Raw genomic sequence first — 14371 nt, forward strand, 5'->3', positions numbered from 1 at the left:
CTGGCATCCTGGGGCGCGTGACGTTCTACGTCGACGCCGAGGGCGGCGCCTACCTCCACGACCCCACGCGCGGCGACCTGATCGGCCTGGTCCAAGGCCCTGGGCCGCGGCGGCAACACGTTCATCGTCGTTCACCCGACATCGACGACGCCGACTGGTTCTTCTCAATCTCCAAGAACGTCGGCACGTTCGGCGGCCACGAGCTGCACCGCTACTACCCCAAGACCGCTAAAGACACCAAGACCACCCAGCAGCCCCGAACGCCATAGCTGACGAGGTCCTCGACTGGATCGGCCGACGCTGACCCCAATCTCAAACACGCCCTAGGGACGCCTGCGGTCAGAATAGTCTTCGCGTCGTCTGCGACAGACCTGCGACATCCGCGCAGCGTCCGGACTGGGCCCCGGGAGCGTGGGGTCCATGGAACTCGTGCGCGGTGGACGGACAGGGCAGGTCGGTGGGTTTTCCCCGGTTCGTCATCGCTGCCGCGGTGCCAGTGGCAGCCCGGTTGCAGGTCGGCCATGGTCGGGCGCGAGGCGGCCGATCAGCAGCGCCAGCCGCTGGTCGTGGGCCTGCGCGGGCAGACGAGCGCTGCGTTCGAGCACGGTCAGGCCGTGCAGGCTCGCCCAGAAGGTCTCGGCGAGGAGGCCGGGGTCGTCGGTCCCAGCCAGCGGTTGGACGGCCTGGAGCAGCTCGCCGAACCCGTCGCGCAGAGCGGCCGGCGCGTCGGGGCTGGCGAACGGCAGGTCGACGGCGTGGGTGAACATGGCATCGTAGAGCGCCGGGCGCCGCTGGGCGAATTCCGTGTAGGCCGCCGCGACCGCGGCCAGAGCCTCGACCGCGCCCCGGGCCGCGGTCCGTGCGGTGCACAGCTCGTTCGCCAGCTCCTCGAAGCCCTGGGCCGCGACGGCGGTCATGATGGCGCTCTTGCCCTTGAAGTGGCTGTACAGGACGGGCTGGCTGTACTCGATCTCGGCCGCGAGCCGCCGGGTCGTGACCGCCTCCCAGCCCTCCGCCTCCGCCAGCTCCCGCGCGGCCCTGACGATCAGCTCCTCGCGCTGCGCCCGCTCGCGCTCACGGCGCGCCCCCGTCGTCATACCCGGATCCTAGCGCCGCTAGGGAATCTGCTCCCGCTCTGCTAGCGTTGCTAAATCATCTATCAGTGCTAGCAAGGAGGTGCGGGATGACTGTCGTCGCGTACGCCCTGGCCGTGGTCCTCAACCTGTTCATCCTCTTCATCGGGGTGCGGTTCCTGCTCCGGCCGTATCCCGCAGCCGCCGGCTACGGCGTCCCCGCGACCCAGGACCGGGCCTACCTCGAGATCAAGGGCCTGCGAGACGCCACCTTCGGCATCGTGGGATTGGTGCTGCTCGTGTTCGCTGGCGCCCGCGCCGAGGCCTGGTTCATGCTTGCCGTCGCACTTGCGCCGCTGGGTGACACCCTGATCGTCCTGCGCCACGGCGGAAGCAAGGCCGTCGCGTTCGGGATCCACCTCGCCACGGCCGTCGTCGTCCTGATCAGCGCGGGCCTGCTGTTCGCCGTCTGAACGGGCCAGGGGCTCGGGTGGATGGCCGCCTGACGGGCGCATCCTGAGCCTGTTGAGCAATTCAGGTGCTCACTCCGTCACGACGGGCTCGTGGCGGGCGGCGGCTCACGTGTTGCCACGGGCTGCTTCCGCCTCGGCCGCTGTGGCGAGGCGTTCGATCCAGTCCTGGTGGTAGTCGTACACCGCGCCCGGGCGTTTGCGGCCGATCTCCTCCAGGAAGAACTCGCCCTGCTGTGTTTCCTCGGTCAGCACGTGGCTTCCGGTGCTGGTCGGGGTGATGACCCACCCGTGGTAGGCCGTCGAGCCGGTCTCGTCGCCATCGACCGATGTGCGCCAGGAGAGCCGGTGAAACGGTTCGAACTCGGTCACCACGCAGCGCATGGTGAATCCGACGGTGAACCGGCTGTACTCGCTGCCGAGCTCGAGCCAGGGTGTGCCGGTGGTGATCTTGATCTGGTTCTCCGGCGGGAAGTAGGTGAACCAGTTCTCGGCGTCGACCAGCAGCTTCCAGACGGTCTCTGGTGGCGCGTTGACGTCGATGTCGTTCAGGCCGTAGATGGCCGAGATCCGCGGGTGGAACTCGTCGGGCCAGTTGACCTTGTCATACATGGGCGACTCCCTATTCATGAGCTGGCGGATTTCATGGGCTAGCGGATGGTGTGGGTGGTCGCGGGTGCCCCGCCCTGACCGAAGGCGGGGCACCCGCGCGACCAGGGGTCACCGCAGGAAGGTGCGCAGCATCTGGGTCAGCTCGTGGGGCCGCTCCTCGGTCACCCAGTGGCCGGCACCGTGCAGCACCCTCGTGTCGACGTCGGTCGCGTACTGCTTGAGCTGCGTGCCGATGTACGTGCCCAGCGACTTCTCCCCGCCGATCGCCAGGATCGGCATGGGCAGCGGCCCGCGGGCCTGCAGCTCCGCGTTCTGCTGGACGTCGACGTGCAGCGTCCGGTACATCTTCAGCCACGCGTCCCAGCGCCCGGGCTCCCGGAGGTACCGCGCGTAGAACTCGTAGTCGGCCGGGGTGAAGGCCGATTCGTCCCCCAGGAACTGGCCGATGAAGCCTTCGACGAGCTCACGCTCGCTCCCTTCCACGAGGCTCTCGGAGATCTCCTGCTGGAAGAACCCGTAGTGCCAGATCGACGGGCCGCCGTCGGCGTTCAGGGCCGGGTAGCCGTAGATGGACTCGTCGGGGATCGGGCCCTCCATGAGGGCCATGCGCTCCACCTCGGACGGCCACAGGGCGGCGTACGGGTAGGCGACCCAGGCCCCGATGTCGTGCGCGACGATCTGGATCCCGTCGTTCAGGCCGAGCTGGGTGAGCAGCGCGTGCACGTCCTTGGCCATCTGGATGGTGTCGTAGCCGTCCTTCGGGACGCCGGAGTCCCCGGTTCCCCGCAGGTCGACCGCGATCACCGTGTGGTCCTCGGCCAGCGGGCCGAGCTGGTCCCTCCACTCGGCCCAGGTCTGCGGGAAGCCGTGCAGCAGCACGATCGGTGACCCGCTCCCACCGCGCAGGTAGTGCATCCGGAACCCGTTGACCCGCGCGTGGTGGGAGCTGTAGCCGGCCGGCGGCCGAGCCTCGCGATCCTGCTGCGGCCGAGCCTCGCCCTGCGAAGCGACCGACGCCGCGACGGTCTGGGCGGACGCCGGCGGCGAGCCCTGTTCCGGCCCGGCACCGGGCAGCGTGCCGGCCAGCGCGCCGGGTAGTAGCAGCGCCGTCGTCGCAACGATCGCCGCCACGGCTCCACCGACGCCGAGTGCTCGCATCCTCATAATGTCTCCGTCCTCACTGTTCCTGGACCGATCAACTTATGGATCGATCGAGCCATAAGTGCAACACAGGTCGGCCGGGCGTGACAAGTGCTTGTGAGAAATTTCTGGACCACTTAGCCTAGAAGTCCGGAGAGGAGGCCAGATGCCACGCACGGGACGGCCGAGGGCGTTCGACCGGGAGGCCGCGCTGCAGACAGCGCTACGGCTGTTCTGGGAGCACGGCTACGACGCGACGGGACTCGCCCTGCTGCGCGCCGAGCTGGGCATCTCCTCAGCCAGCTTCTACGCCGCCTTCGGTTCCAAAGAAGCCCTGTTCGACGAGGTCGTCCAGACCTACGCGGGATCCTTCGGCCGCGTCACCGACGCCGTGGGCGAGGAGTCACTGCCCCCGAGGGAGGCGGTCGAGCGCGTGCTACGCGCCTCCGCGCGCATGCAGACCGAGCCCAGCCACCCCTCGGGTTGCCTGATGGTGCTGGCCGCGGCCGTCGGCTCCACCGACCACGCGGCCGTCCGCGCGCTGCTGGCCGACCACCGCGCCGTGGTGCGGCGCAACGTCACAGCCTGCGTGCGGCGCGCCGTCGCGGCCGGCGAGCTCTCCCCCACGACCGACCCGGACGCCATGTCCGCCGTGTTCACGGGATTCCTGTGGGGGCTCTCGCACGAGAGCCGCGACGGCACCGCCCTAGAGATCCTGGAAGCGGCTATCACCGAGCTGATGCGGGTCTGGGACACCGCCCGCGTACCCGACACCGCTGGTGTTCGGGTGGCCGCATCGGTCTCGTAGGAGACAGCTCCGCCCAACCCCGGTCGTCGTCGGCGTGGTCGGATCCGTCCGACGTGCTCTGTCACTAGGCCAGCCTTTCGATCACCATCGCCATGCCCATGCCGCCGCCGACGCACATCGACTCGACGCCGAACTGCTTGTCGTGCTGCTGGAGCGCGTTGATCAGGCTGCTGGTGATACGGGCGCCGGTCATACCGAACGGGTGGCCCAGTGCGATGGCACCACCGTTGACGTTCAGGCGGTCGATGTCGATACCGAGCTGTTGGGCCGAGCCCAGCGCCTGCACGGCGAAGGCCTCGTTGATCTCGAAGAGGTCGATGTCGCCCAGTGCGAGCCCGGCGTTCGTGAGCGCGGCGGGGATCGCCTCGACAGGGCCCAGGCCCATGATCTCGGGCGAGAGGCCGGTGACCGACGTCGACACGATGCGGGCCAGCGGGGTAATGCCGAGCTCCTTGGCCTTGACATCGCTCATCACGACGAGCGCGGCGGCGCCGTCGTTGAGCGGGCAGGCGTTCGCGGCGGTCACGGTGCCGTCGGGGCGGAAGACCGGCTGGAGCTGGCTCACCGCCTCGTACGTCACGCCGGGCCGTGGGCTGTCGTCCGCCGCGACGATGGTGCCGTCCGGCAGTGTCAGCGGGGTGATGTCGCGCTGCCAGAAGCCGTCCGCTATCGCCTTCTCGGCGAGGTTCTGGCTGCGGACGGCGAACTCGTCTTGCTCGCGCCGGCTCATGCCGAGGACCTGCTGGACGTTCTCGGCCGTCTGCCCCATCGCGATGTAGACATCCGGCAGCTCGCCGCGCTCGCGTGGGTCTTGCCACGCGCCTCCGCCCCCTGCGGCCCGATCCGCGGTGCGTTCGATCGCGTCGCCGAAGCGCGGGTTGGCCAGGTCCTGCCCCTCGATCTGGTCGGACGTGCCCTTGTCGAACCGGCTGATGGCCTCGACGCCGGCGGAGATGTAGGCGTCGCCCTCGCCGGCCTTGATCGCGTGGAACGCCATCCGCGTGGTCTGCAGCGACGACGAGCAGTACCTCGTGATCGTGGTCCCGGGCAGGTGGTCGTAACCGAGGAGGACGGCGACGTTCCGGCCCATGTTCTGCCCCTGCTCCCCACCAGGGAGCCCGCAGCCGAGCATGAGGTCGGTGATCTGCGCGGGGTCGAGCTGCGGGACCTTCGCCAGCGCGGCGCGGACCATCTGGACGGTCATCTCGTCGGCGCGCATCTGGCGGAGCGAGCCTTTGCCGGCGCGCCCGATCGGGGAGCGGGCTGTGGAGACGATGACGGCTTCGGGCATGGGTTGTTCCTTCCCTGGACTGCACTGTCGGGATGAGGTGGTGCTCAGGATCCGCTCGACCGGTGCTCGCGCTCAGAACGCGAGGACGACGTCGATGTCTCCCCTGGTCATGGCTCCAGGACTCCCGCTTCGAGCAGGTCGTCCGTCGTCCGGCGGATGTGTCGTTCGAGGGCTTCGACGGCGCGCGGGTCACGAGCCGTCGCGAGCTCCATGAGCTCACGGTGCTCCCCCGCGATGTCGCGCTGGGTGAGTTTCGCGCTGGGTCCCGACAGCTGCCGGTACAGCTCTGCGCCGTCGCGCAGCGAGTTCGTCAGCGCCAGCATCCGGTGATTCGTGCATGCCGACACCAGGGCGATGTGGAACCCGGCGTGCGCGTCACTCCAGTCCTGCGTGGTTCCCGGTTCGCCGTCCTGCGAGAACGGGGCGCGCTCGAGCACGTGGTGCGTGGACACGACGGCGGCCTCCCACTGCACGTCCCCGTGCTCGATCGAGCGGCGCAGCGCCTCCCCTTCGAGCATGACGCGAAGATCCGTGATCGCCACGAGGTCGGAGCGGGAGATGTCCACGACGCGGAATCCCTGGTTCGGGGTGAGCTCGGCCAGGTTGTGCTCCGCGAGCCGCCCGAGCGCCTCGCGGATGACCGACTGGCTCGCGTCGTACCTCGCCGCCAGCGCGGCGAGCCGCAGCGGCTCCCCCGGAGCGAGCTCACCGCGCAGGATCGCCGACCTCAGGACGTTGTGCATCTGCGCGGCCCGCGTCACCGGCTTCGTCTGTGTCACGGTGGCAACATATCACGACATTCACGCGAGAGCGATGGATTTTCGAGAATCCATCGGATAATCGCTAATCCTTGGTCGTGCCTGGTCGGCTCAGGCTCCGTTCAGCCATCGCAGCTCGCGTTCGTAGAAGGCGGCGACCTCGTCCGGGCGGTCGTCGCCCAGCAGGTCGTCCAGGACGGTGTACCCGCGGCCGGCCAGGAACCATGCCAGCAGCCGGTACGGCGTCCGGTACGGCGCCAATGCGGCGGGGTCGACGTGCACGGACTGACCCGGCGTCGCGGCGACGAGCTGGTCGCGCTCGTAGATCGAGTCGAGGCGGAGCAGCCGCCACTCGCCGTCGCGCCGCTCGGCCCGGTACTGGAGGCGGAGGTAGGAGCTGAGGACGGCTTCGACGCCGTCGACCGTCATCGGCGCCTCGATCACCGTCGGCAGCTCGGCGATCGCCCGGTCCTGAACGGCGTGCACGATCACGGGCGAGAGCCGGTGTGTGGACACGCTGCCGTGCTCGTTCATCACCTGCGACGCGTCCACGTTGTCGTAGGCGCTGCCGTCGAACCAGCTCAGGTGCATCTCGGCGTCGGGCCAGTACTGGGCGCGCATCTGGTCCCACCACCTGCGGTCGCGGCCCTGGCGTTCGTGCAGCACCAGTTGGGTGACCGCCTCGACCTCGCTCGTCGTCATGACTCAGCCCTCCCGTGATCAGCCTCATCGGTGTCCATAGCAGGCACAACGTATCAGAGAACGTCCATGATTTTCGAAAATCTATTGCATCATCGCTAATCGTCTGCCAGGCTCGGACTACTCGACGACGAGGACCCCAAGGAGGTGGCCCCGTGACCACGGACCACAGTCAGTACTTCCGGACTCCCCGGCCGCGCCCGATCCGGCCGCCCCGGCTGCATCACGCGACGTTCATGACGATGGACGTGGACGCGATGGTGTCGTTCTACGAGCTCGTCGCGGGCCTTCAGCCGGTCTACTACGCCGAGCACGCCGCATGGCTCACGAACGACGAGGCGAACCACCGGATCGCCCTGCTGCGCCTGCCGGGTGTGCACCCGCCGGTCGACAAGCCGAACAGCGCGGGGCTGCACCACACCGCGTTCGAGTACGACACGTTCGAGGCGTGGATCGACAACTACGTGCGCCTGCGGGACGCCGGCCTCATGCCGACGGTCTGCCTGGACCACGGGATGACGATGTCGATGTACTACCAGGACCCGGACGGGAACGGCGTGGAGATCCAGGTCGACATGTTCGGCGACTGGGCCGTGTCGAAGGAGTGGATGTGGGCCTCACAGGAGTTCAGCGAGGACCAGATCGGACCGCAGTTCGACCCCGAGCTCGTGGTCGAGGCGTACCGGTCGGGTGCGACCAGCGCCGAGGTGCACGCCCGCGCCCGCAACGGTGAGCTCGCCCCCGAACGGCCCCGGCCGGTGCTGACGTTCGACGACCCCTGGCCCGCCCGGATCCAGTCGGACCCGTCGCTCGCCGACGGCGTCCCCGTGCCAACCGGATCGGAGGCCTGAACCGCCATGCGCATCGCGAACCTCGCCCGGCGAGCCACGCTGATCACGGACGGCCCCGACGGCACGACCGCCGTCGACATCGCCATCGCGAGCGGCGGACGCTTCGGCCCCTCGCCGCGGGAGGTGTTCGAGCAGTGGGATGCCTTCATGGCCTGGGCCGAGGACGCCGACCTGAGCGGCGGCACGACCTTCGACCCCGCGGACCTCGGCGCACCCGTCCCAGACCCCCGGCAGATCTTCGCGATCGGGCTCAACTACCGCGACCACGCCGACGAGGCGAACCTCGCCCACCCCGAGAACCTCGTCGTGTTCACGAAGTTCGCCTCCGCCCTGGCCGGCCCGAACGTAACCGTCGAGCTGCCCAGCGACAGCGTGGACTACGAGACCGAGCTCGTCGTCGTCATCGGCCGCGAGACGCACCGGGCCGACGTCGAGACGGCGGCAGCGGCGGTCGCGGGCTACGCCGTCGGGCAGGACTACAGCGAGCGGGCCGTCCAACTCCGCGGCCCCGTGCCGCAGTTCAGCCTCGGCAAGTCCTTCCCCAACTTCGCGCCGTTCGGCCCCGCCGTGGTGACGGGCGACGAGCTGGGCGACCCCGGCGCCCTACGGATCACGGCCGTCCTGGAAGGGCCGGGCGCGGGAGTGGCGAAGAGCCTCACGCTCCAGGACGGCACTACTGCCGACCTCATCTTCCCGGTCGACCGCATCGTCTCCGACCTCTCGCAGGTCGTGACGCTGCACCCGGGCGACGTGATCTTCACGGGCACGCCGGCGGGCGTGGGCCAGCCCCGCGGCATCTTCCTGCGGCCCGGCGACGCACTCACCAGCGCGATCGACGGGATCGGCACGATGACGAACAGGTTCGTCGCCCGATGAGCGGCATCGCGGTCCACGGCGAGACGGTCCTGTGGGAGCCGGGAGCCGACGCGGCGGACGGCCCCATGGGCCGGTTCCTGGCCGCGTCGGCGCGGGCGCGCGGCATCGAACTGCCAGACTACCGGTCGGCGCTGGCGTGGTCGACCGACGACCTCGCCGGGTTCTGGGACACGGTTCGCCGCTGGTTCGACCTGGTCGGCGACTGGAGCGGACCAGTGCTGGCCGACAAGTGGATGCCTGGGGCGAGGTGGTACCCGCAGGCGCGGGTCAACTACGCCGAGAACATCCTGCGCCACGCGCTCGGCGAGGGCGCCTCGCGCACGGCCGTCGTCGACCTCGACGAGCGCGGCCACCGGCGCGAGCTGTCGTGGCACGAGCTCGACGAGCAGGTCGCCGCCGCGGCGGGGTACCTCCGCCGGCTCGGCGTCGGCCGCGGCGACCGCGTCGCGGCGGTGCTGCCGAACGCGCCCGAGGCGATCGTCTCGCTCCTGGCGACCGCGAGCGTCGGCGCGACCTGGAGCGTCTGCTCGCCCGACCTGTCGGCGCCGGCCGCCCTCGCGCGGCTCGGCCAGCTCGACCCGAAGGTGCTCATCGGGTCCCTCGGCTACTGGTACGGCGGTAGGTGGTTCGACCGTCGCGACCACCTGGACGAGCTCGTCGCCCGCCTGCCCTCGCTGGAGCACGTCGTCGAGGTCGGCGAGGACCCGACGCGTACACCGTTCGCGGACCTCGTCGCCGAACCCGCGCCGGCCCACTTCGAGCGCCTGCCGTTCGACCACCCGCTGTGGGTACTGTTCACCTCGGGGACCACCGGCTCCCCCAAGGGCATCGTGCATGGGCACGGCGGCATGGCGCTGGAGGCCGTCAAGGCGTGGGGCCTGCACTTCGAGCTGACGCCCGACGACCGCTACTACGTCGCGGCCAGCACCTCGTGGATGGTGTGGAACACGCTCCTGGCCGGCCTCATGACCGGGGCATCCGTCGTGACGTACACGGGCTCGCCCACCTTCCCCCGGGTCGACCAGCAGTTCGAGCTCGTCGCCGACGCTGGGGCGACGATGTTCGGCACGAGCGCCGCGTATCTCCGCAAGGTCCAGGAGTCCGGCCGCCGCCCGGGCGAGGAGCACGACCTGTCCACGCTGCGGGTCGTGATGTCCACGGGCTCGACGCTGGCCGACGCCACGTCCCTGTGGCTGCACGACCAGGTCGGCCCCCAGGTACGGCTGGCCGACACCAGCGGCGGCACCGACGTCTGCTCGGCGTTCGTCGGCGGCAACCCCCTGGAGCCGGTCTACCTGGGCCGCATGCAGGGCGCGTTCCTCGGCGTCGCGCTGGACGTGTTCGACCAGAGCGGGAGTCCCGTACGCGACGCGGTCGGCGAGCTCGTCATCACCCGCCCGATGCCGGCGATGCCGGTGTCCTTCTGGAACGATCCGGACGGAGACCGCTACCGCGCCGCGTACTTCGAGGCCTACCCCGGCGTCTGGACGCACGGGGACTGGATCACGCTGGGCACCGACGGCACCTGCGAGATCCTGGGGCGCTCCGACGCGACCCTCAACCGGCACGGCGTGCGGCTCGGCTCCTCGGAGATCTACGACGCCGTGCAGCGCGTGCCCGGCGTGCGCGACAGTCTCGTGATCGGCGTAGACCTGCCCGACGGCGGGTACTGGCTGCCCCTGTTCGTCGAGCTCGACGACGAGCACGTGCTCGACGACGCGCTGCGCGCGCGGATCACGACGGCCATCCGCACGCACGCCTCACCGCGCCACGTGCCGGACGAGATCGTCGCCGCGCCCGCCATTCCGGTGACCCACACGGGCAAGAAGGTGGAGGTGCCGGTCAAACGCCTCTTCGCCGGTGGAGACCCGGCCACCCTCGACCGCGGCGCCCTGGCCGACCCGGAGGCCGTCGACTGGTACGTGGACCGCGCACGCGCGTTCCGGACGGCACACGAGAAGGCGAGGACGTCATGAGCACGACCGAGGCGAAGGTGTTCGTCGTGACCGGCGGGCTCGGCGGGATCGGCAGCGCGACCGCGCGCCTGCTGGCCGAGGCGGGGGCGCACGTGGTCGTGACGGACGTAGTCGAGACGGGCGGGAACGCGTTCGCCGCCGAGCTGTCGGCCGGCGGGCGCGAGGCGCTCTTCGTCCCGGCCGACCTCACCGACGAGGCAGCGGTCCGTGCACTCGTCGAGGGGACCGTCGAGCACTTCGGACGGCTGGACGGCGCGTTCAACAACGCGGGTGTGTCGCAGCACGGTGCGGCGCTGGTCGACCTGACCTCGGACGAGTTCGTCCGGGTGATGCGCATCAACGTGCTGGGAACCTTCCACTGCCTGAAGCACCAGCTCCGCGTGATGACGGCCGGGGGCTCCATCGTCAACACCTCGTCCGCGCTCGGCGTGATGGCGCTGCCGAACAGGGCCGAGTACATCGCCTCGAAGCACGCCGTGTGCGGGCTGACCCGCGCCGCGGCGGTCGAGGGCGGGCCCGCCGGCATCCGGGTCAACGCCCTGCTTCCCGGATCGATCCGTACGCCGATGGCCGAGGCCGTCTTCGGGTCGACGGAGTCGGCCGCCTACCTCGAGCGGGCGGCCGGCCTCCACCTGCTGGGCCGTCCGGGCGAGCCGGTGGAGATCGCGCAGGCGGCTCGATGGCTGCTGTCCGACGAGTCGTCGTTCCTTACCGGCGCGCTCATCCCGGTGGAGGGCGGCCTGACCGCGGGACGAAACGTGAACTGAAGCACCTGGGAGCTCTCCCCCGCCGTCCGCGGCGCCCGGGTGCTCCCGACGAACCACATGAACGATCCGGCGACCCGCCGGAAGAACTGAGCAAAGGAGCTTGGTGGGATGGTTGACCACACCAGCGGCCCGCCCCGGCGGCCGGCCGCGACCAGACGCAGGACACCGCCGAGACCGGCCCTGGCCCGGTCCGCGGCCGGCGTGGCGGCGGTCGCCCTGGCGGCGGCGATGCTGACCGGGTGCGGCCCACAGGCCGCGACCGACCCGTCCCCGGACGGCGCGCTGTCGCTGAGTGTCGGCGTCCGCAACCTCCAGGCGTCCGCGGCACCGCTGTACTGGGCCGAGGCCGAGGGCTACTTCGACGACGCGGGCCTGGAGCTCGACCTGGTCGTGGGCGAGGCCGCCCACACCTCCCAGCTCGTCGCCGGACAGACCGACCTCTACTGGGGCGGGGCGCAGGGCGGCCTGTTCGGGATCATCAACTCCGGCAAACCCGTGCACACCATCTACGGCATCGACGCGGGCGCGAGCGGCTACGTCGTGGCCTCGAACGAGGCGGTTCAGACACCGGCCGACTGCACCACCGTCACCACCGCACCGGCTGGCACGGTGATGCACGCCTACACGAGACAGTTGGAGCGGGTCTACGGCGTCCGGTGGGAGCTCACACAGCTCACCACCGTGCCCGCCGTCCTGGCCAACGTCGTGGCGGGCCGTACCGACTGCGCGGTCGGGAACATCGCCTACTACCAGAAGGCGGTTGACGACGGCACGCTGCGGGTCGTCCTGGACCCGGGCGACGAGTCGACGCTGCCGCCCGCGTGGCCCAGCCCCGGGGTGGAGGACGTCGTCGGCGGCCTCCCGGAGACGCTCGAACGCAACCGGCCCGCCGTGGAGCGTCTCCTGCGGGCCTACGACGCCGCGCTCGAGGACTTCATGGCCGCGGACACGCGCGAGATCGCCCAGACTCTCGTCGACTCCGACCCCGGCTGGGCCGCCGCCGGCTCGGTCGAGGTGATCTCGACGTCGCTGGAACAGTTCCGGCAGTTCCTCAGCCCGGACGACGGCTTCGTCTCCGAGGACACCTGGTCGAGCACCGTCGGGTTCTTCCAGGACGGCGGCCTGGACTTCCTCGGCACCGATCCGAGCCGGTTCGACTACTCGAACACGGTCGACATGTCCTACCTCAAGTCGGCGATCGGACGACCATGACCCACATCTCGCAGTCAGCGGCAACACTCCACCAGGACGACGCCGCCGACACACACGACACACCACGCGCCGCGGGCGCCGCGATCGAGTTCCGGGGCGTCGGCTACCGGTACCCCGGAGGCGTCGAGGCCATCAAAGACCTCGATCTCAGCGTCCGCCCCGGAGAGAGCATCGGCATCGTCGGGCCCAGCGGGTGCGGCAAGAGCACCGTGCTGAGCCTCATCGCGGGGCTCCGCCAGGCACAGACCGGCGACGTGCGCGTGGTCCCGGACGACTCCGGCCGGCACCTGCTGAGCATGGTCTTCCAGAAGGACACCGTGCTGCCCTGGCTGACCGTGGAGCAGAACGTGCGACTGCACTACTCCCTCAGCCGGAAGCAGTCGCGACGGCGCGGCCGAGCGCTGTCCCGGGCAGCGGTCGACCAGCGGATCCGCGAGCTGATCGCGATGGTCCATCTCGACGGCTTCGAACGCGCCTACCCCTACCAGCTCTCGGGCGGGATGCGCCGCCGCGTGGCCGTGCTCACCAGTGTCGCGGCCTTCCCGCAGGTCCTCCTCCTGGACGAGCCGTTCTCGGCGATCGACGAGCCGAGCAGGGTCGCGATCCACCAGGACGTGTTCAAGATCGTCCGGGAATTCGGGATCACCACGGTCCTGGTGACCCACGACCTCGCCGAGGCCGCCAGCATGTGCAACCGCGTCTACATCATGGGGCCCCGGCCCACCACGGTGTTCAGCGCGCACGACGTGCCGTTCGGCCGCGAGCGGGACATGACCACGCTCCGGGAGAGCAACGAGTTCCTCACCCTGTACAGCCGGCTGTGGCGCGACCTGCGCCTGCAGATCAGTGCTCAGGCGAACACGAACCCCGCGGGCGCCCGAAGCGAAGGAGCGGTGTGATGGCGGCGAACGTGTCGACGGAACCGGCCTCGCGCCGAACACGGCGCGGCACCGGCCAAGGGCGCGGCACGGAGACGACAGGGCCGCGGGTGAACACGAGGTCGCGAGCGGTCGTCGTCGGGGCCCAGGTCCTGGTGGCCCTCGTGGCGCTGCTCGCATGGCAGTACATCCCGCAGATCGGCGGGCTGTCGAGGTGGAGGTTCCTGGACCCCTACTTCATCGGCTCACCGGAACAGGTCTTCGGCGACCTGGTCGACCTGCTGACCGGTCGCGACGGGGTGCCGTCGGTCTGGCAGTTCCTCGGGCCGACGTTCCTGGCCTCGATCCTCGGACTGGCCGCGGCCATGGTGTGCGGAGGACTGCTGGGCCTCGTGCTGGGCAGCTTCCAGTTCGTGGGCGCCGTGTTCCGGCCCTTCGTCGTCGCGCTGAACGCCGTGCCCAGGGTCGCCCTGATCCCGATCGTCGTCGTGCTCTTCGGCACCGGAATGGTCAGCTCGATAGCCATCGCGTTCATGGTCGTGTTCTTCGTGGCCCTGTTCAACGCCTACGAGGGCGCCCGGACCGTCGAGACCCACGTCCGGCAGAACGCCCAGCTCCTCGGCGCGTCCGGCTGGGACATCATGTGGCGCGTCCGCTTCCCCTACGCGCTGGCCTGGACCCTGTCCAGCCTGCCCGTCGGCGTCAGCTTCGCCATCGTCTCGGTCGTCACCGGAGAGATCCTGACCGGCTCGACCGGCATGGGGCTGCTGATCACCACGGCAACCAACGCCGCCGACAGCAACATGACGTTCGCCGTGATCATCGTCCTGTCCATCTGCGCACTGCTGCTGCTGTGGGTGGCCGAGGAGTTCAAGCGCCGGATCCTGCACTGGTGGATCCAGACCGACTGACTACGGCCCGCGCGGCACGCGGCAATGCCGCGCGGGTCGCGAACGACCG

General features: G+C 70.1%; 16 protein-coding genes. 10 read left to right on the top strand and 6 right to left on the bottom strand.

The features are described 5' to 3' along the window. Nucleotides 1-17 precede the first annotated feature (17 nt). Nucleotides 18-269, top strand: coding sequence for a hypothetical protein (locus AC0QU1_RS15435; RefSeq protein ID WP_483570485.1), 252 nt, complete (start codon nucleotides 18-20; stop codon nucleotides 267-269). A gap of 207 nt (nucleotides 270-476) precedes the next feature. Here AC0QU1_RS15435 and AC0QU1_RS15440 read toward each other — a convergent pair whose 3' ends face one another. Next, the gene (locus AC0QU1_RS15440; protein WP_483570487.1) at nucleotides 477-1097 is read right to left on the bottom strand and encodes a TetR/AcrR family transcriptional regulator; all 621 of its coding nucleotides are present in this window, start codon (nucleotides 1095-1097) and stop codon (nucleotides 477-479) included. A gap of 86 nt (nucleotides 1098-1183) precedes the next feature. Here AC0QU1_RS15440 and AC0QU1_RS15445 point away from each other — a divergent pair, with 86 nt between their 5' ends. Beyond that, nucleotides 1184-1546, top strand: coding sequence for a DUF4267 domain-containing protein (locus AC0QU1_RS15445; RefSeq protein WP_483570489.1), 363 nt, complete (start codon nucleotides 1184-1186; stop codon nucleotides 1544-1546). A gap of 105 nt (nucleotides 1547-1651) precedes the next feature. Here AC0QU1_RS15445 and AC0QU1_RS15450 read toward each other — a convergent pair whose 3' ends face one another. Next, nucleotides 1652-2155 carry an SRPBCC family protein gene (locus AC0QU1_RS15450; protein WP_483570491.1) on the bottom strand — a complete coding sequence of 168 codons (504 nt, stop codon included), beginning with the start codon at nucleotides 2153-2155 and terminating at the stop codon, nucleotides 1652-1654. A gap of 108 nt (nucleotides 2156-2263) precedes the next feature. Beyond that, the gene (locus AC0QU1_RS15455; RefSeq protein ID WP_483570493.1) at nucleotides 2264-3319 is read right to left on the bottom strand and encodes an alpha/beta fold hydrolase; all 1056 of its coding nucleotides are present in this window, start codon (nucleotides 3317-3319) and stop codon (nucleotides 2264-2266) included. Nucleotides 3320-3461: 142 nt separating this feature from the next. On the opposite strand from AC0QU1_RS15455, the gene AC0QU1_RS15460 reads away from it, so the two are divergent. Beyond that, nucleotides 3462-4103 (top strand): TetR/AcrR family transcriptional regulator, encoded by a 642-nt coding sequence (locus AC0QU1_RS15460; protein WP_483570494.1) that lies wholly within the window; start codon nucleotides 3462-3464, stop codon nucleotides 4101-4103. Nucleotides 4104-4167: 64 nt separating this feature from the next. Here the strand turns inward: AC0QU1_RS15460 and AC0QU1_RS15465 are convergent, their stop codons facing one another. From AC0QU1_RS15465 to AC0QU1_RS15475, 3 genes are all read right to left on the bottom strand, one after another. Beyond that, a complete protein-coding gene (locus AC0QU1_RS15465) occupies nucleotides 4168-5394 on the bottom strand; it encodes an acetyl-CoA C-acetyltransferase (protein ID WP_483570495.1) in 1227 nt (408 codons plus the stop codon). A 107-nt stretch (nucleotides 5395-5501) separates the two neighbouring features. Beyond that, the gene (locus tag AC0QU1_RS15470) at nucleotides 5502-6173 is read right to left on the bottom strand and encodes a GntR family transcriptional regulator (RefSeq protein WP_483570496.1); all 672 of its coding nucleotides are present in this window, start codon (nucleotides 6171-6173) and stop codon (nucleotides 5502-5504) included. A 90-nt stretch (nucleotides 6174-6263) separates the two neighbouring features. Next, nucleotides 6264-6854: a nuclear transport factor 2 family protein gene (locus AC0QU1_RS15475; RefSeq protein ID WP_483570498.1), complete on the bottom strand. Its 591-nt coding sequence runs from the start codon at nucleotides 6852-6854 to the stop codon at nucleotides 6264-6266. A gap of 152 nt (nucleotides 6855-7006) precedes the next feature. Here AC0QU1_RS15475 and AC0QU1_RS15480 point away from each other — a divergent pair, with 152 nt between their 5' ends. The 7 genes from AC0QU1_RS15480 (at nucleotide 7007) to AC0QU1_RS15510 (ending at nucleotide 14322) form a co-directional block, all read left to right on the top strand. Then, complete coding sequence (locus tag AC0QU1_RS15480; RefSeq protein WP_483570499.1) at nucleotides 7007-7702, top strand: VOC family protein; 696 nt, start codon at nucleotides 7007-7009, stop codon at nucleotides 7700-7702. Between the two features lie 6 nt (nucleotides 7703-7708). Next, the gene (locus AC0QU1_RS15485; protein WP_483570500.1) at nucleotides 7709-8578 is read left to right on the top strand and encodes a fumarylacetoacetate hydrolase family protein; all 870 of its coding nucleotides are present in this window, start codon (nucleotides 7709-7711) and stop codon (nucleotides 8576-8578) included. Then, the gene (locus AC0QU1_RS15490) at nucleotides 8575-10554 is read left to right on the top strand and encodes an acetoacetate--CoA ligase (RefSeq protein WP_483570501.1); all 1980 of its coding nucleotides are present in this window, start codon (nucleotides 8575-8577) and stop codon (nucleotides 10552-10554) included. The genes AC0QU1_RS15485 and AC0QU1_RS15490 overlap by 4 nt, the downstream gene beginning before the upstream one ends. Continuing rightward, complete coding sequence (locus tag AC0QU1_RS15495; protein WP_483570503.1) at nucleotides 10551-11321, top strand: SDR family NAD(P)-dependent oxidoreductase; 771 nt, start codon at nucleotides 10551-10553, stop codon at nucleotides 11319-11321. The genes AC0QU1_RS15490 and AC0QU1_RS15495 overlap by 4 nt, the downstream gene beginning before the upstream one ends. Nucleotides 11322-11429: 108 nt before the next feature. After that, complete coding sequence (locus AC0QU1_RS15500) at nucleotides 11430-12533, top strand: ABC transporter substrate-binding protein (protein WP_483570504.1); 1104 nt, start codon at nucleotides 11430-11432, stop codon at nucleotides 12531-12533. Then, nucleotides 12530-13432, top strand: coding sequence for an ABC transporter ATP-binding protein (locus AC0QU1_RS15505; RefSeq protein ID WP_483570506.1), 903 nt, complete (start codon nucleotides 12530-12532; stop codon nucleotides 13430-13432). Before AC0QU1_RS15500 ends, AC0QU1_RS15505 begins: the two co-directional genes overlap by 4 nt. Continuing rightward, a complete protein-coding gene (locus AC0QU1_RS15510) occupies nucleotides 13432-14322 on the top strand; it encodes an ABC transporter permease (RefSeq protein ID WP_483570508.1) in 891 nt (296 codons plus the stop codon). Before AC0QU1_RS15505 ends, AC0QU1_RS15510 begins: the two co-directional genes overlap by 1 nt. Nucleotides 14323-14371 lie beyond the last annotated feature (49 nt).

It is taken from the genome of Promicromonospora noduliphila (genome assembly GCF_056951025.1).